The organism is Chloroherpetonaceae bacterium, assembly GCA_025056565.1.
Classification (GTDB): Bacteria; Bacteroidota; Chlorobiia; order Chlorobiales; family Thermochlorobacteraceae; genus Thermochlorobacter.
This window is the reverse complement of the sequence record JANWWA010000001.1, coordinates 363,275-379,943: the sequence shown is the minus strand read 5'-3', so window position 1 is coordinate 379,943 and position 16,669 is coordinate 363,275. Positions and strand designations below refer to the sequence as shown.

The window sequence follows — 16,669 nt, the reverse complement described above, 5'->3', positions numbered from 1 at the left end:
AATGCATAATCACTGAATTAGAAGCCAACGTCAGCAGGTTCAGCAATATGCCTTACTCAATTCCAACCTGCATAGCTCACCTGTTTCCCTGTAGTGAAAAAGAGGGAATGTAGCTACCTTCAGCCACGCTGCTTACGTTCCTTTTTGCACAGCACAATTTTTATTATCTTCCTGCACGCTTGGTTACCTGAACAAGGCTCTCTCTGGCGTTAAGCAAAAAACCAATTCCAAATGCGCTTAGCAGCAAACCTGTTACGCATCATATCCGCCCTTTTGCTGTTCAGCCTGCTTACTTGCGTGTCACTCGAGACGGTTCTCGCAAATGCTCACAAGCGACGACGCCCCAAAGCGATGAGCAGCTTTTCGCTAAGGCTCAGCGGCGTAACTGAAGCAGAACGGCTTGCAGAGTGCGTAGAAAAGATTGAGCAACTGGTTCAATCCCGCAAACGTGGCACAATCGGTGTCGCTATTCAAACCGTCGGAGGCGAAACAATTTATGCCTATCACCAAGATGAACTGTTTAAGCCCGCTTCAAACCTGAAACTTATCACATCAGCAGTTGCAATCGAGAAGCTGGGCGCAAGCTACCGTTACCGCACAGATTTTTTCGTAGAGGGCGAGATTAGAGGCGGCACGCTTCAAGGAAATTTGATTATGATGGGCAGCACTGACCCAATGCTTTCAGGTTACTTTGAAAAGGAGATTCACGACATTATCAAAACTTGGCTCGATACGCTGCGCCACTACGGGATTGCAAGAATAGAAGGCAATTTGATTCTTGACAATAGCTACTATGTGGGCAACAGACCGCTCAGCACAGAGGAACGAGATGTGCGCTTTGCCACGGTTGCCAATTTTAGTCGTGCCAGTGAGCAGCAATTGCGAAAAGTCTCACGCGTGCGTGTGATTAGAACAAAGGATGGCAGAAAGCGTGTAGTAAGGCGCGGGTTTCGTCGTCGCAGTCGCTTGAAGCTGGTCTCAATTGAGCCGAATGTCTACTGTGCCACTGTATTGCATCAAGCACTTCAAGATGCAGGAGTGATGCCTTCATCAAGCCGCCTCGAGAAGGTCTCATACAATCGCAAAATTGACCGCACGCGTTGGAGACATCTGTTCTCGCACTACTCTATTTCACTGACCGACGCCCTAAAAGCAACGAATAAAATTTCCGATAATTTTTATGCTGACCAGCTACTACGCACCTTGGGCGCGGAGTTTTATGGAGAAGGTTCTATTGAAAAGGGGCTAGCAGTTGTGTCAAAGTTTCTAAGAGACGAACTGAAAGCACAGCCGAGCACTTATCGTTTGACAGATGGGTCGGGTCTTTCACACGAGAATTTTGTAACGCCACATTTGATTGTGGAAACACTGGCGTATATGCGCACGCATAGCTCAGCATTTCGTGAATACTATGAATCGCTAGCTATTCCAATGACTGATGGCACGCTGGCTGGGAGGATTCATCACCCGCTGGCGCATCAAATTCGCGCAAAAACCGGCTCAATTACAGGCGTGGTGTCGCTCTCAGGTTACCTTAAAAGCAGAAGTGGCAAGGAGATAATCTTCTCAATTATTGCAAACGGTTTAGGTCGCCGCACCAGACAGGCAAAAGCCTTAGAAGACGCAATTTGCAAACTGCTGCTGGAAATTTAGCTGCTTTCCTGCATGGGAAATCCATAGCTTGGCAACCCAAATGCGCTGCAGATGACAACGGACTTGGAAATTGCCTTAGAAGCTGCAACCGCGGCAGGAAAACTGACGCTCTCTTACTTTCGTCGCCGAAACCTTAAAGTTTTTACCAAGCGCGATGCATCGCCCGTTACTGAAGCAGATCGCAGCGCTGAAAAAAAGATTCTCTCAATTCTGCGTGCAAAATTTCCAAAAGATGGATTCTTAGGTGAAGAGTTTGGCGAAAAGCCAAGCAAAAGCGGTCGCCGCTGGATTATTGACCCGATTGACGGCACGAAATCCTTTATTCATGGTGTGCCGCTCTATGGCGTGATGCTTGGCTTAGAAATCAATGGCGAGGTGGAGCTTGGGGTAATTGATTTGCCGGCGTTGTCTGAGACCGTCTATGCACAGCGCGGTTATGGCGCGTTTCGCAATGTCCAACGGCTAACTGTCTCGGCGATTGCTTCTCTCTCAGAAGCCACGTTGCTCACATCCAGCGAATCCTATCTGCTCAATGCAAAGCACACACATCCGCTGGATGCCATCAAGCACGAGGTAAAACTGGTGCGAATGTGGGGCGATTGCTGGGGACATACGCTTGTGGCAGCAGGTCAAGCCGATGTGATGATTGAGCCAAAAATGAGCCCATGGGACGCAGCTGCACTGGTCCCTATCATTGAAGAAGCAGGTGGAATGTGCTTTGACTATTCTGGCACACGCACGATTTATGGCAAAGGGTTCGTTACGGCGAATGCAGCATTAGGCGAGCAACTCTTAAAACTGGTTCGCTCTCAGCGTAAGAAAGCAAGCACGCAAGATTAGCAGATGCTGCACAGTATCCGCCACGCAGTCTTTGAACAAAGGTGCTACGCGCGGGCTTCAAGGAATTTCTCGTTTTGCAAGGCTAAGGTTTTCCGTAACTCCGCAAAGCGTGGCTTGATGACATTGAAGATAATATCCACGCGCTCATTGTATGGAATGAAAGCACTTTTCATTGCATTGATAGAAAGCCGCTCCAAATCGTCGAGGCCCAATCCATAAACATCGTGTGCAAGTTTATACTCTTGCGTAAAGCTGGTGCGGCTCATCAAGCGGTTATCGGTATTGAGCGTAACACGGAAGCGATGCTTGTAGAAAATCCAGAAAGGGTGTTCAGCAAAGCTGCGAGCCGCACCTGTGTGAATGTTCGAAGAAAGGCAAATTTCTAGTGGAATTCGCTTATCGAGCACATACTGCGAGAGTGTGCCTAATTTGATGACTTCGTTGTTAAGCACAGCCATGTCGTCAATGAGGCGCGTGGCATGACCAATGCGATGTGCGCCGCACCACTGCAAGGCTTGCCAAATGGACTCTTTCCCGAAGGCTTCACCTGCGTGAATAGTGATGTTAAAGTTCTCGCGCTGGCAGTAGTGAAAGGCTTCCACATGTTTTTTGGCAGGGTATCCGCCCTCTTCGCCAGCAAGGTCAAAGCCGACCACGCCACGGTCTCTGAAATCCACCGCCAATTGTGCCATATCTAACGAATGTTGACTGTCGAGATTGCGCATGGCGCAGATAATCAATCGTGCCTTGACGCCAAAGGTGCGCTCACCCAGTTCTAGGCCTCTCAATACGGCACGCACCACTTCTTCCCAGTGCAGACCTTTCTGCGTATGAAAAATCGGTGCAAAGCGCGTCTCCACATAGCACACGCCATCGTGATACATATCTTCTACCATCTCAAATGCCACGCGCTCGAGAGCTTCGGGAGTTTGCATCACGGCACAAGTGTGCGCAAAGCCAGAAAGATACTCAGGCAAACTGCCTTTGTTGGCGCCACGAAAGAACCATTCAGCCAGTTCAGTCGGGTCAGTCGTGGGTAAGCCAGTGTAGCGCTGGTCACGCGCTAGTTCGATAATCGTTTGCGGGCGCAAGCCGCCGTCTAGATGATCATGCAGTGCGACTTTGGGCATCTGGCGAATAAGTTCAGTAGTAAGCATCGCTATCTCCTTCCTATTGAGCTAAAGGCTCTGGCTGTTTAATGGGCAGTTTTACGATAAACTCCGTCCATTCGTTAGGGCTACTTTCAAAGGTTATTTCACCGTTATGTCCTTTAATGATTTCGTAGCAAATTGCCAGCCCCAAGCCCGTGCTGCCTGAGACACTAGGTTTTGTGGTGAAAAATGGCAGAAAAACTTTTTCTCTGATTGCACTGGCGATGCCTGTGCCATTATCCCAGATGCGAATTTCAACTGTGCCGTTTTGGCGATGAGTCTGCACACGCAGTTCAGGTTGGTAATTCGGCAAACCTGATTGCCACTTTTCCTGCATTGCATAGAAGCTATTGCTGAATAGGTGGCTCAGTGCACGGCTCATTTCCTGCGGAGAAAGCAAGACCTTGCCAATTGAGCGGTCATGCTGCAAAGTGAGCTTGACTTGGAAATGAGGGTTGGTGCGCTGCCACGCTCCAGATACTGCTTTCAAGGCTTCGCTAATCAGTGACTCGAGGTCAGTTTCAACCTTCTCTGCGGCATGCAGGTTAGCGTATTCCAAAAGACTGTGAACAATTTTGGCAGCGCGCTCACCGTGATAGAGAATCTTCTCTGAATGGCGTAGGAGGTCGCTCACCGCAGGAAGTAAAGCCTTTTTCTTCTCTGGCTCGAGATTCAGGGCGTCAAGTTCTTGCATCAAACTTTCGCAACGCTCTTTGGAGAGTTCGGCAAAGTTGCTCACGAAGTTAAGTGGATTTTGAAGCTCATGTGCCATACGGGTGGCTAATTGACCTGCTGACGCCATTTTTTCAGCGTAGATGAGTTGCGCTTGGGTCTCTCGCAATTGTTTCAGTGTGGCTTGAAGCTGAAGGTTCTGACGCTGTTTGGCGCGATAACTGGATGCGATAAGCAAAACAATCACAAGAAGCAGGAATGAACCGCCCAGCAGCGAATTGCGAATAAGGTTTTGACGACTTTTTTCCAATTCTAATGCTTTAATGCGCTGCGCTTTTTCCTCAACGGCAATTTTGGTCTGCAAATTGGCGATATTGCTTTGCACTTCTGAGGAGAGCAGAAGGTCTTTCATTTCCACATACTTGCGGTAGAAAAGTAGTGCACGCCGAGCATTGCCTTGCGCATCGTAGATATCAGCTAAAACACGGGCAGTTTCTTTCAGACCACGTTGCATACCAATTTCGTCTGCGATTTCATAGCCTTTTTCTGCTTGAGCAGCAGCAAGCTCATAGCGTTTCTGGGCAAGATAAGTCTCAGCCATATAGCGGCGGGTATTCACCTCAGATTGTTTATCACCCAGTTTCTCAAAGGCAGCTAAGGCTTTCTGATAGTATTCCAATGCAGTTTTGTAGTCACGGCGGTTGTGATAAACTCTGCCCAAGTAGCGATTGGATGTCGCAATGTCCCATGCATCACCAATTTCTTGCATAATTGCCAAAGAGCGAGCAGCATATTCGAGCGCTTGGGCGTTGTTGCCTTGTCTATCCAGAATTTCACTAAGGCTGCGCAGTGCTACAGCGATATTTTGTTCATCGCCCAAGTCTTCTGCGACTTTCAGAGCACGGCGGAAGTATTCCAGTGCGGACTTATCGTTTTCTTGGTCATTATAGACATAGCCAATAAAGCGCAGCATATCACCGATGCTGCGCTTATCGCCTAAGGTTTCATAGTGCTTATGAGCTTGAAAGGCGTAGTCTAAGGCTTCAGCATAGCGACCTTGAGCGCGCTGAATGAATGCCATTCGTTTCAGAATCTCAGCCAGTCCACTGATGTTTTGATCACTTTCATAGATGAGACGGGCTTTGTCGTAGTATTCAAGGGCGTTTTGAAATTGGGCTTGGGCGTAATGGTAGTCGCCGAAGGCACGCAGTGAGCGCGCCACGCCAGCTTTGTAGCCAAGCTTAATTGCAACTTGCTGCGCTTGGTCAGCATAGAGAAGAGCACTGTCGCTTGGGATTTCTTCTGAGATGCGAATCAAAATTTCAAAGCGGGTGCTGTCATCAACTTGTGGCAAAAGCTGACGCAGGCTATCGAGATTTACTTTCGGTTGCCCATAAAGCGAGAGGCTAAGCGCAGTAAGCCACCAAAGCACTGCCAACGGAATCGTGCGAACCATTCGTGCAAATCGCTATTGAACCAATTTAAGTTGCCGCAGTGGCAAAAGATACAACGCATTTTCAGTTAGTAAATACAGCGTCTCGTTAAGAATCGCCGCATCGCTGAGCGAGCTAACCCGACTGCCTATGAGCAATTCCAAGTCCGATTTAAGGCACTTGCCAAAGAACTTGAAACCAGTGTGTGGTTCTGTGTGAAAGAAAAAGAGTGCGCTTTCATCTACAACAACCAACCACTCTTGCAAGTCGGGACGACTTTCTACAGTAGGAGGCACAAGTCCTGCACCTAACCCTTTCAGCGCCTTAAACCAACCTTTGCCGAGTTCTGTAACATAATTGCCAAACATATCATAGACGACAACGGCGTTTCGTCCTACATCGGCGACAAAAATTTTCCCACTGCGGCTGGTTTGTAGGCAGCGAGGTTCAATCAAGTTGCCTGCGCCGGCATCAAAGCCGCCAAACTGAAATTGATTTGGATTCTGCCGCTGCTGAATTTCGGCTGCAAACGTGAGCGGGTTGATGCGAATGACTTGTCGCTGTGCTTCATCTAAGATGTAAAGGTCACCTTGTCCCAGAATAGAGACGCTAATTGGACGCCAGAGTTGGCTGGCAGAATTAGTGGGTTCGCTAATTGTTCCAAAGGGCACAAGTGGAGTAGGGCGGTTTTGCAGGAGCGTAACGAAGTTCAGGTAGCGGTCAAATTGTGAGATGCGCTGATTGCCTCTATCTGCAATAAACACATTGAGACCATCGGTCGTAAGGTCGAGCGGCATATCAAAAGCCTCACGGTCAATGCCAAATCCACCGACATGAGCAAGTTTCTTTCCAGTTGGGTCTAACTTATAGAGCCGTGATAGGGCGCCATCCAGCACAAAAATTTCGCCTAACGGTGTAACGGCAATAGCGCGGGCCTGTTGAAACTCTGCAACGGGCAAAATTCTTGCACTAGGTTCCTCCTGCGCGGCAAGAAAGAAGGGAGAGAAACATATCAGCTGAAACCCACATAGCCACAAAAAAGCACGCATAGAGAAACGTTGCAGCTTGGCTTTATTCTTCAAACTTGTTCAAAAGACCGTAAAAAGGTCTGGCTCGGCTAAGCGTGTCAGCAAATTTGCAGGTGGCTGACCCCAGATTTCTGCTAAATTTTCAGTGCAGGCGTAATCTTGATAGTATTTCTGAACGCAGTCTGCTTCGCGTAGGCGTTGCAAGCGCTGCTCAATGCAGGCGACGTTTTGAGGGTCTATTTCAATAGAGATGGAGTGGCGACCGATTTGCGAGGCAACTACGGCAGTAGTGCCTGTGCCTGCAAAAGGGTCTAAAACAGTATCCCCAACTCTGGTAGAAGTCAAAATAATGCGCAGCAGCAGCGATACAGGTGCTTGTTGCTTGTGAAATCGCTCACCTGTCTCAGTTCTAATTGCCTCATCACCAGCGAAATAGCCAGAGATCAGCTCACGTATATCGTCCCAGACATCTGTAACAAAGATGCCGTTTTCACGTTCGTATTTGTAGTGAGGTGGAAGCTCAGGATTGATGCGTAAGCGGTGAAAGGTTTTCGGCTTTTCACCTTTGGTCGCAAAGGCAATAATCTGGTATTGCTTGCTGTATCTGCCTCTAACAGGCACAGCGGAAGTGCGCGTTTTCCAGACGATAAGATTCTGAAATTCCCAGCCCGTTTCTCGCAAAGTTCTTAAGGCAAATTCAGCATTTTTTTCACGCTGCATAAAATAAATTGCACCGCCATCGTTACTAAGGTCAAAAATCAATTGGCACACGCGCTGCATCATCTCCCAGTATGCGTCGGGCGACATAGCGTCATTGTGGAAGGCGTAGTCTTTCTGCTGGTTAAATGGCGGGTCAAGGAATGTCAAATCTACTTTTTGCGTAAGCTGTTGGAGAAGTTGCATGCAGTCTCCACAGAAAACTTGAGTAGTCATATGTCTCGGCAGGGTTTCAAAAATGGCTTTACTGGCTTTAGGTGCAGCCTGCTTACGCCGCCATACACCTTTAAGGCGCAATACGCAAGCGCTGCCCTACTTTGATAGGTTCGCCGTCTCTAAGCTTATTGAGCTGCCGTATCTCGTGCACTTCTAAGCCGCATTGATTTGCAATGCTTTCCAGCGTGTCACCTTCACGCACAATGTAAAACCCTTGCGCCTTTTGCTCTGCATTTTCCGCGTCGAGCGTGTAAGCATAGTTGTCAGTTGGCAATGCGGGCGAGGTTATTTTGGGAAGCAGAATTGCAAAAGTTTTGTTAGGTGGCGGAGCAGGCACAGTGCGGTTGCGAATCCAAGGGTTAAGATACTTGACCATCTTCAATGTCGTGCCTTGCTGACGTGCCCAAAGCGCAAGGTTTGGAATCTCTCTTTTGACTTCCACCACCTTTGTCTCAAGTGGCTTATACGGCTCGACATCAGCGAACCCATATCGCTCAGGGTGTTCCATAATCTCCTTGATAGCGGCAATGCGAAAGATGTAACGTGCTGTTTCACGGTTGAGGTAGAGATTAAAGTAGTCTTTTTCAGCTTGATACGCTTGCTCGTCCTGTGCACCGTGCATTCCCATATTGTAAGCAGCGGCAACCATAATCCAGTTGCCGAACTTTTTGTAAGCCTCTTTGAGATAGCGAATAGCGGCGGTGGTGGCTTTGTCCAAGTTGTAGCGCTCGTCGATCTGAGCATTAACGATGAGACCATACTCTCGTGCCACTGAAGGCATAAGTTGCCAAATGCCTGCAGCCCCAGCAGGGGAACGCAAGTCCATCAGTCGGCTTTCGGCAACGGCTAAGTATTTGAAATCCTCAGGCAGGGAGTCTGCTCTAAGACGCGCTTCAATGTAAGGGAAGAAGCGACCAGCGCGCTTGAAATACATAATCATCTGCGCTCGGTCATTGATGTTGTAGATGTACTCCCGCTCGAAGCGCTCGAAGACTTCATCGTCCTCAAAGGGTAGGCGCTCACCGAAAAGATACACTGCTCGATTGCGCGGAAATTGCGCATATGAAAAACTGGGCTGCTCCGTGGCGGAAAAGCGGCGAGTGGGCTGCAGCGTGTCGCGAGAGATGGTTTTCAGCGAATCCATAAAAGACGGTTCAGCTTTGGCGCAAGCGCTGCACAGGCAAGCAAGCAGACCCACTGAGAGCATAACACAAAAGCAGGGACGCAAATAGCAAATCATCGGTCGCAAGTGGTTTATCAGTTTCAAGGCATAACTTGGCTTTAGCGACTCAGTTTATATTGGTTCAATTTGCGATAGAGCGTCCGTTCTGTGATACCTAAGGCTTCTGCGGTTTTGCGCTTGTTGCCGCTAAAGCGCTTTAAGGTTTCTTCAATCGCATAGCGCTCTAAGTCTTCCAGCGAAGGAATTTGCCCATCTTTGGCTAAGGAGCGGTAGAACGAGTTAAGGGCTTCGCGTAAATTATTGCTGTTATCTTTACCATTCGCAGTGCCATTTGTCCATTGTCCATGCGCACCATCTGGCAAAAGAAGCGTCTCTTTGGGTGGTTGAACTTGCAGCTTTTCAATCAAAGTGAGCAGCATTGATTTCAGCTCGGCCATATCTGCTTGTAGGCTCATTAGGGCACGGTAAATCATTTCTTGATGCGAGGCAAGGCTGGGTTCTGGCAGTGTGCGATGAGCTGGGACGACAGCTGGGAGCATCAGCGGTGGTTTTGCCTCAGTTTCGGGAGCTGGTTGCAGGCGGCGCATCAATTTCTCAGCCGTGATTTTGCCATCGCGCTCCAAGACAATGAGTGATTCGATAATGTTGCGTAGCTCGCGCACATTTCCGGGATAGTGGTAAGAGAGCAAAAGTTCGGTTGCCTCTGCAGTAAAGCCCGGAAATTTTAGTCCGTGTTTGCGCTCAAAATCACGCACAAATTTTTCAGTCAGCAGCAAAATATCGCCACGTCGCTCTCGCAGGGGCGGGATGTGAAGTTCAACGGTGCGCAGTCGGTAGTAGAGGTCTTCACGAAAGCGCTTTTTGGCCATTTCTTCCTCGAGGCGGCGGTTGGTAGCGGCAATAACCCGTGTGTCGCAACGCAAAGTCTGTGAAGAGCCGACACGCTGAAACTCGCCTGTTTCCAGCACGCGCAGGAGTTTGACTTGCACTTCGAGCGACATTTCGCCGATTTCATCAAGAAAAATCGTGCCACCATCTGCGCTCTCGAAGTAACCTTTGCGTTGGCGGTCTGCGCCCGTAAAGGCCCCTTTTTCGTGCCCGAACAGCTCGGATTCCAAAATGCTTTCAGGAATCGCCCCACAGTTGATAGGGATAAAAGGTGCATTGGCACGACGGCTCTTTTCGTGAATAAAGCGGGCAAAAACTTCTTTGCCCGTGCCACTTTCGCCCGTAATCAGCACGGTTACATCAGTTGCCGCCACTTGCTCAGCTAAGGCAACCAACCGCTTGATTTCAGGTGATTCACCAATGATGACTGTCTGTGCCATATCTACTTACTTTCCTCCACGACAAAGAACTCTACGCCAAGCGACTGTCCAAAGGCACGTGCTTGGTCTCGATGCGTCGCAAACTCCGCCCAACGCACTTTGTAGGTCTTTTGTCCTTTCTCGTCTTCGACCTCTAACACTCTGGTTTTGACTTTCGGTTTCAACTCATTGGCGCGCAGGTCTGCCGCTGCACGAGAACTAAAGCTGCCGAACTGCAAAGTGTAGCGTGTAGTTGGCAAATTTGGTGCAGGCCGCTCCGATTTCAGCTCAGGCTTGGAAGGCGGAGGGAGTTTTGGAGCAAGATGAGCTAAGGCTTTCGTAGCCGTTTGATACTCGGCTAAGCGCTCACGGCAAAGCGGTGCAAAGGCAGAAGTGGGATAATCGGTCAGCAACTTCAGATAAAGCTCAGCCGCACGCTTGCCCTCGGTCGTGGTGAGTGCATCAATCATCAAACGCTCATCACTGCTCAAGGGTAATGCTTTCATCGTCTCCAAGTGCTCCCAATCGCCTGAGTAAGCAAAGTGCAGGATATTGTCGGTAAACTTGCCCTTCTGCGTTTGTGCGCTAAGTGCAGTCGCCATCAGTAGTGCCGTAGCAAAGCCAAGCTGCCTTACGATGCGAGGTGTTACCATTTGAGCGTCTCCTTTCGCAAAAAGAGTTGAATGCCGCGTTCAAGGTCTGCGGTCTTGCGAGAAAAAGCGTTGAGCGCCGATGCTAAATTTAGCGCATCTTCAAAATCCATTGTTTCAATGGACCAAAGCAGTCTTTTGGTCAATGCAGTAGAAGTGGGGCTGACGCTGGTGCAGATTTCTCGTGCAAGAGCTTCAGCAGTGGCGTCAAGTTCAGCAGAGGGCACACTATAGTTAATTAGCCCCAAGCGCAGCGCTTCATCGGCCGAAAGCACATTGGCGCGCAAAAGCATTTCCCGAATGCCAGCATGGCGCGAGCGACGCAAAATCAGCACGGCGACAATAGCAGGAACGAACCCAATTTTTGCTTCGCTATAAGAAAACTTGGCATTGTCTTTATCAGCAATGACGATATCAGCTGCGCAGGCTAACCCGCATCCTCCTGCAAAAGCCGCGCCTTGCACCTTGGAGATAATCAGCTTTCTATGCGTGTAAATGTCACGGAAGAGTGCGGCAATCGCCTCAGAATCATAGAGATTGTCCATTGCCGACTTTTCAGTGATTTTGGCAAGCTCTTCAAGGTCTAAGCCAGCACAGAAGGCTTTGCCGTCGGCTTGCAGCATCACAAGGCGCACAGCGTCATCCGAGTTAGCATGTGCGAAGGCTTGACGCAGTTCTGCAATCAAGGTAGGTGTCAGCGCATTGCGTTTTTCGGGGCGACTGAGCGTAATGTAAGCCACACGCTCACGCACTTCGTAGCGCAGTGCAGTAAAGTGCGAAGGTGCAACGCTGAATGGCTCTTGAATAGAGTGCTGCATAGCTTGGCATTCTTACGCTTGAAGATAAAATTTTTTGCGCACTTCAAGTTCGCACGCTTCAGCGTAAATTTGCGCATCAGTATTGTGCAATGAAAGCCTTTGCCAAAATCAATCTGGCGCTCTTTATCACCAATCGCTTGCCAAATGGTTATCACGCGCTGGAGACCATTTTTGCACCAATCAACTGGTTCGATGAACTCTCTTTTGAGCCGTCTGACCGGCTGGAAATGACCTGTTCCGACCCAGAGATTCCATCTGATGAGACCAATCTTTGCCTGCGTGCCGCAAAGCTGTTGCAAGACTTCACGGCGACAAAAGATGGCGTCAAAATTCACTTGCAGAAGCACATTCCGCACGGCGCAGGGTTAGGTGGCGGCTCCAGCGATGCAGCGCTCACGCTCAAAGCACTGACGAATTTCTGGCAACTGGACATCTCACAAGCAAAGTTGAAAGAACTGGCAGTGTCGCTCGGTGCCGACGTGCCGTATTTTCTGTCGGCGCAAACTTTGACATATGCAACGGGCATTGGCGACCAGCTCTTTGACTTAGAAGCAACTTTTCCAGCTGCAATTGTGGTCGCGTTTCCAAGTGTGCGCGTCTCAACAGCATGGGCCTACAAAAACCTGCGTCTCAATTTCCCAAGAACAGCGCCAGACTTAAAGGCTTTGACGCTAAAGCTATGTGTCTCACGCGACCTGGAGATTCTGCGCCGATTTGAAAATGATTTCGAGCCGACGGTCTTGCCTGCGTTTCCAGCAGTAAAAAAACTGAAGGATATTTTTTGTTACGATGTAAATGCCGATTTTGCGCTAATGTCAGGGAGTGGCTCAGCCGTCTTTGGCGTCTATGAACATCTCTCGCGAGCTGAAGACGTGGCTCGGCAGCTCTCAGCAGAGTATGCGGTGTCGCTCACGCCGCCCTTTTTCTCACCCCAAGAAGCCCAAAACCAGACCGACTGAAACCAGACCGATTGTGAGAATTTTCCTATTTTTAAGGTTAAATGTCGATGAACCAAGCATCGCGAATGGGCTTCTCTCAAAAAACCTTCGACTACCTGCTGCATATCAAAGCACGCAAAGGCGCAGGATTTCTCTTGCTCATTGACCCAGACAAATACGCTGCAGATGAAATGATTAGGCTGGCAGTCGATGCAGAGGAGTGCGGCGCAGATGCGATTCTCATCGGCGGCAGCGTAATGGTAACCCATCGCTTAGATGACTACATTCGGCGCCTTAAAGCTACGGTCTCACTGCCTGTAATCATTTTTCCGGGCAGCGTGATGCAAGTGTCCAAAGAAGCTGACGCGATGCTGTATTTGTCGCTGGTAAGTGGTCGCAATCCTGAATACTTAATTGGCAACCATGTAATTGCTGCGCCAGCTCTTCGGCACTTGGGCTTAGAGCCTATTTCAACCGCATACCTATTCATTGAATCGGGCAAGATGACCGCCGCAAGTTTTATTTCGCAAACATTACCCATTCCGCGCTACAAGCCTGAGATTGCAGCTGTGCACGCGCTGGCGGCTGAGTATATCGGAATGAAGCTCGTGTATTTGGAAGCAGGGAGCGGCGCAGAGCTGAGCGTGCCGGAAGCAATGGTGCAAGCGGTTTCACAGACTGTGTCCATTCCGATTGTGGTCGGCGGCGGCATTCGTTCACCACTGGAAGCACGCGAAAAGGTAGAAGCTGGGGCGTCGTTTATCGTGGTTGGGAATGCTTTCGAGCAGCGGCGCGATAAGCTCTACCTGCGCGAGATGATTGAGGCGACGCATACGAAACTGCCAAAGGAGGTGTAGCAGTTCAGTTAACGAGGCGACCAGCGTGCAGCATCGAGAATTGACCAGAGATGAATAATCCAGCCAAGGAAGAATATCCACAAAACCGCAGCTAACACAAAGTGCACGATGGCCATCAGCAAGCGTCCTTGCACCAGTTGTCCCAAACCCGGTATGAAAAAGCTGCACAGTGCAGCAATGATATTACCACCTGAACCCTGTCCAGCCATTCGATAGCGTAGGTTGATTTTGGGAAAAGTTGCCTGCTACCTTGAGTGGAGCATAGCAGCGCAAACTCAGTGCCGAAATTAAGAAGGAATCCCAACAACAGAAAGAAAGCACCGTGCTACTTTGCGCTTTTCCATTCTTCATACCACGCCATTTGGATAGCCTCCAGTTTGCTTTCGTTTGATGCCTTTGGGTCGTCGGAAAAATCTGGCAGCTCGGTCACATATCGGTGCAAATCTGTAAAGCGCACCGTAAGCGGGTCAATGTCAGGATACTTTTCGTGCAGAAGGATAGCGATGTCTTCTGCGTCGTTCCAAGTCAGTTTCATGGTGCGTGCCGGTTATGAGTTTCAAAATGCGTTTGTGCAAAGTTACTCAAATGTAGCTTGCGTTCACGCTACGATGTGAAAAAGAAACGGAGAGTGTTTATTTTTCGGCAGTCGAAAAAAATTGAAAAAGGAGGAACAAAGGATGACTGCCAAAGCAGCAGCAACCGTCTCCCACCTTATCGTCTTCACGCTTTTTGCAATTCGTCTCTCTGCGCAGGAGCAACCGCATGTCTTTCGTGGAGCATTGATTTACCCGATTGCTGGCGAGCCGATTGAAAATGGGGTCTTAGTCGTGCAGGGCGGAAAAATTCTGGCGGTTGGCAAAGCGGGCGAAGTGCCTGTGCCACAAGGCGCAGTGGAGCACGATGTGCGAGGCAAGGTGATTATGCCTGGGCTTGTCGATACCCATTCGCACATTGGTCGTGGTGATGGAGGTGATGCATCTGCCACGCTGCACCCAAGTGTGCGCATCTTAGATGCGATTGACCCACGCGCCAGCAATTTCAAAAAAGCATTGGTGGGTGGCATTACCACCGTGAATGTCTTGCCCGGTTCTGGGCATTTAATGAGTGGACAGACGGTCTATCTCAAGCTGCGCAAGAATGCCAATACGATTGAAGAAATGCTCTTTGTTAAAGACCCAACCAATGAAATTGCTGGGGGGCTAAAAATGGCAAACGGCACAAATCCATTGCGACCGTTTCCCTTTACAGGCACGCGTGGCAAGTCTGCAGCAGCCGTGCGTGCCCTCTTCATCAAGGCACAGGAATATCGTGATAAAATCAAAGCCGCAGGCAATGACAAAGAAAAACTCCCAAAGCGCGACCTTGAAATGGAATGTCTGGTGCAGGTCTTGGAAGGCAAGCGCATTGTGCATCACCACACGCATCGGCACGATGATATTCTAACCGTGCTACGCATTGCCAAAGAGTTTGGCTTTCGAGTGGTGCTGCATCATGTCAGTGAAGCGTGGAAAGTTGCCAAAGAAATTGCCGAAGCTAAAGCGCCGTGCTCGATTATCGTATTAGATTCGCCTGGTGGCAAGCTGGAAGCTGTAGACATTCGCTTCGAGAATGGCAAAGTGCTGGAAGAAGCAGGCGTCGATGTGGCTTTTCACACCGACGATGGCATTACAGACTCACGGCTGTTTCTGCGGTCAGCAGGCTTGGCGGTGCGAGCAGGAATGTCGCGCAAAAAGGCACTGGAAGCACTCACGCTGGCAGGTGCACGAATGCTGGATTTGCAAGACCGCATTGGTTCGCTTGAAAAAGGCAAAGATGCCGATTTCATCATTCTCTCTGGCGACCCATTTAGCGTCTATACCCACGTGTTGGAGACTTGGGTGGAAGGAGAGAAAGTCTATGACCGCACTAACCCAGATGACTACAAGTATGCAGTAGGAGGTTTCGGCGTCTATCGTGGTGCGGACGCCTTAGACGATAACGGTCAATCTGAAGTGGGAGGGGAAAAATGAAACCTTTACTACTCATTCTGGTCTGGCTTAGCTTTGCGGCTCAAAGCTGGGCTCAGCTGGCCATCAAAGGCGAAACCATTTACACGATGTCAGGGCCGCCCCTTAAAAACGGTGTAGTGCTCATTAAAGACGGCAAAGTTGAAGCGGTAGGCACCAATATAGCAGTTCCAAGTGGATACCGTATTCTCTCCGCAAAGGTCGTTACGCCCGGCTTAGTCGATGCACACTCTGTCGTAGGACTGTCAGGCATTTTGAACTACAATCATGACCAAGATCAGTTAGAACTCTCCGAAGCAATTCAGCCTGAGCTACGCGCAGAAGACGCTTACAACGCCGAAGAGCGACTGGTAAAGTGGCTGCGTGACTACGGTGTGACAACTGTGCATACGGGACATGGTCCAGGAGCGCTTGCAAGTGGTCAAACGATGGTCGTCAAGACCGATGCGAACACTGCGCCAAGCGCTATCGTGAAGACCCCCGCAATGGTTGCCTTTACACTGGGCGCATCAGTCAGCCAGAACTACAAAAAGCCGGGCACACGTGCTAAGGGGGCGGCGATGCTGCGCGAGGAATTCATCAAGGCACAAGACTACGCGCAGAAAATGCGGTCTAAAGACCCGACAAAGCGACCTGCGCGCGACCTCCGAATGGAGATTCTGAATGAAGTGCTGACAGGCAAATTACCTGCTCTCTTTACGGTGCATCGGGCCACTGAGATTATAACGGCGCTTCGCTTGCAAAAAGAATTTGGCTTCAAGCTGATTCTGGATGGAGCGGCTGAGGCGTATCTGGTGATTGATGAAATTAAAAAAGCAGGCGTGCCTGTGATTCTGCACCCGCCAATGATTCGCACAGTAGGTGAAAGCGAGAATGCATCGTTTGAGACGGCTGCAAAGCTGCGGCGTGCAGGCATCAAAATCGCCTTGCAGTCAGGCTACGAGAGCTATGTGCCAAAGACGCGTGTGGTGCTCTTCGAAGCAGCAATTGCTGCCGCAAATGGACTGTCGTTTGAAGAGGCTCTGCGTGCAATTACGATTGATGCGGCGGAGATTTTGGGCGTAGCTAATCGAGTGGGCTCAATTGAAAAAGGCAAAGATGCAGACCTTGTGCTCTTCGATGGCGACCCGTTTGAATACACGACACATGTCTGCCAAGTGATTATCAATGGCAGAGTCGTAAAAGAAACCTGCAACTAAA

At 49.6% G+C, this 16,669-nt stretch carries 16 protein-coding genes; 6 read left to right on the top strand and 10 right to left on the bottom strand.

What is annotated here, in order from left to right; all coding sequences use genetic code 11:
* Positions 1-351: 351 nt before the first annotated feature.
* Together dacB and hisN are read left to right on the top strand one after the other, a co-directional pair.
* Positions 352-1,653 (top strand): D-alanyl-D-alanine carboxypeptidase/D-alanyl-D-alanine-endopeptidase, encoded by a 1,302-nt coding sequence (gene dacB, locus NZM05_01685; GenBank protein ID MCS7012331.1) that lies wholly within the window; start codon positions 352-354, stop codon positions 1,651-1,653.
* Positions 1,654-1,704: 51 nt separating this feature from the next.
* Entirely contained in the window at positions 1,705-2,493 is a 789-nt protein-coding gene (hisN, locus tag NZM05_01680) for a histidinol-phosphatase (protein ID MCS7012330.1), read from the top strand.
* Positions 2,494-2,537: 44 nt separating this feature from the next.
* Here hisN and NZM05_01675 read toward each other — a convergent pair whose 3' ends face one another.
* From NZM05_01675 to NZM05_01640, 8 genes are all read right to left on the bottom strand, one after another.
* Entirely contained in the window at positions 2,538-3,650 is a 1,113-nt protein-coding gene (locus NZM05_01675) for an adenosine deaminase (protein ID MCS7012329.1), read from the bottom strand.
* 13 nt (positions 3,651-3,663) lie between these two features.
* On the bottom strand, positions 3,664-5,772 hold the full coding sequence (locus tag NZM05_01670; protein ID MCS7012328.1) for a tetratricopeptide repeat-containing sensor histidine kinase: 2,109 nt from the start codon (positions 5,770-5,772) through the stop codon (positions 3,664-3,666).
* Between the two features lie 12 nt (positions 5,773-5,784).
* Positions 5,785-6,798, bottom strand: coding sequence for an NHL repeat-containing protein (locus NZM05_01665; protein ID MCS7012327.1), 1,014 nt, complete (start codon positions 6,796-6,798; stop codon positions 5,785-5,787).
* A 39-nt stretch (positions 6,799-6,837) separates the two neighbouring features.
* Positions 6,838-7,680: a site-specific DNA-methyltransferase gene (locus tag NZM05_01660; GenBank protein ID MCS7012326.1), complete on the bottom strand. Its 843-nt coding sequence runs from the start codon at positions 7,678-7,680 to the stop codon at positions 6,838-6,840.
* A 100-nt stretch (positions 7,681-7,780) separates the two neighbouring features.
* The gene (locus NZM05_01655) at positions 7,781-8,854 is read right to left on the bottom strand and encodes a transglycosylase SLT domain-containing protein (protein ID MCS7012325.1); all 1,074 of its coding nucleotides are present in this window, start codon (positions 8,852-8,854) and stop codon (positions 7,781-7,783) included.
* Positions 8,855-8,991: 137 nt separating this feature from the next.
* Positions 8,992-10,221: a sigma-54 dependent transcriptional regulator gene (locus NZM05_01650; protein MCS7012324.1), complete on the bottom strand. Its 1,230-nt coding sequence runs from the start codon at positions 10,219-10,221 to the stop codon at positions 8,992-8,994.
* Positions 10,222-10,223: 2 nt separating this feature from the next.
* Complete coding sequence (locus tag NZM05_01645; GenBank protein MCS7012323.1) at positions 10,224-10,853, bottom strand: SPOR domain-containing protein; 630 nt, start codon at positions 10,851-10,853, stop codon at positions 10,224-10,226.
* On the bottom strand, positions 10,847-11,668 hold the full coding sequence (locus NZM05_01640) for an enoyl-CoA hydratase-related protein (protein ID MCS7012322.1): 822 nt from the start codon (positions 11,666-11,668) through the stop codon (positions 10,847-10,849). The genes NZM05_01645 and NZM05_01640 overlap by 7 nt, the downstream gene beginning before the upstream one ends.
* A gap of 89 nt (positions 11,669-11,757) precedes the next feature.
* Between NZM05_01640 and ispE the strand changes: the two genes are divergently transcribed.
* Both ispE and NZM05_01630 read left to right on the top strand, forming a co-directional pair.
* Entirely contained in the window at positions 11,758-12,627 is an 870-nt protein-coding gene (ispE, locus tag NZM05_01635) for a 4-(cytidine 5'-diphospho)-2-C-methyl-D-erythritol kinase (protein ID MCS7012321.1), read from the top strand.
* Between the two features lie 47 nt (positions 12,628-12,674).
* The gene (locus NZM05_01630; protein MCS7012320.1) at positions 12,675-13,463 is read left to right on the top strand and encodes a geranylgeranylglyceryl/heptaprenylglyceryl phosphate synthase; all 789 of its coding nucleotides are present in this window, start codon (positions 12,675-12,677) and stop codon (positions 13,461-13,463) included.
* An 8-nt stretch (positions 13,464-13,471) separates the two neighbouring features.
* Here the strand turns inward: NZM05_01630 and NZM05_01625 are convergent, their stop codons facing one another.
* Both NZM05_01625 and iscX read right to left on the bottom strand, forming a co-directional pair.
* Positions 13,472-13,672, bottom strand: a complete 201-nt coding sequence (locus NZM05_01625; protein ID MCS7012319.1) for a hypothetical protein — start codon at positions 13,670-13,672, stop codon at positions 13,472-13,474.
* Positions 13,673-13,788: 116 nt separating this feature from the next.
* Complete coding sequence (iscX, locus tag NZM05_01620) at positions 13,789-13,998, bottom strand: Fe-S cluster assembly protein IscX (protein ID MCS7012318.1); 210 nt, start codon at positions 13,996-13,998, stop codon at positions 13,789-13,791.
* A gap of 142 nt (positions 13,999-14,140) precedes the next feature.
* Here iscX and NZM05_01615 point away from each other — a divergent pair, with 142 nt between their 5' ends.
* Positions 14,141-15,472 (top strand): amidohydrolase family protein, encoded by a 1,332-nt coding sequence (locus NZM05_01615; GenBank protein ID MCS7012317.1) that lies wholly within the window; start codon positions 14,141-14,143, stop codon positions 15,470-15,472.
* Entirely contained in the window at positions 15,469-16,668 is a 1,200-nt protein-coding gene (locus NZM05_01610) for an amidohydrolase family protein (GenBank protein MCS7012316.1), read from the top strand. The genes NZM05_01615 and NZM05_01610 overlap by 4 nt, the downstream gene beginning before the upstream one ends.
* Position 16,669 lies beyond the last annotated feature (1 nt).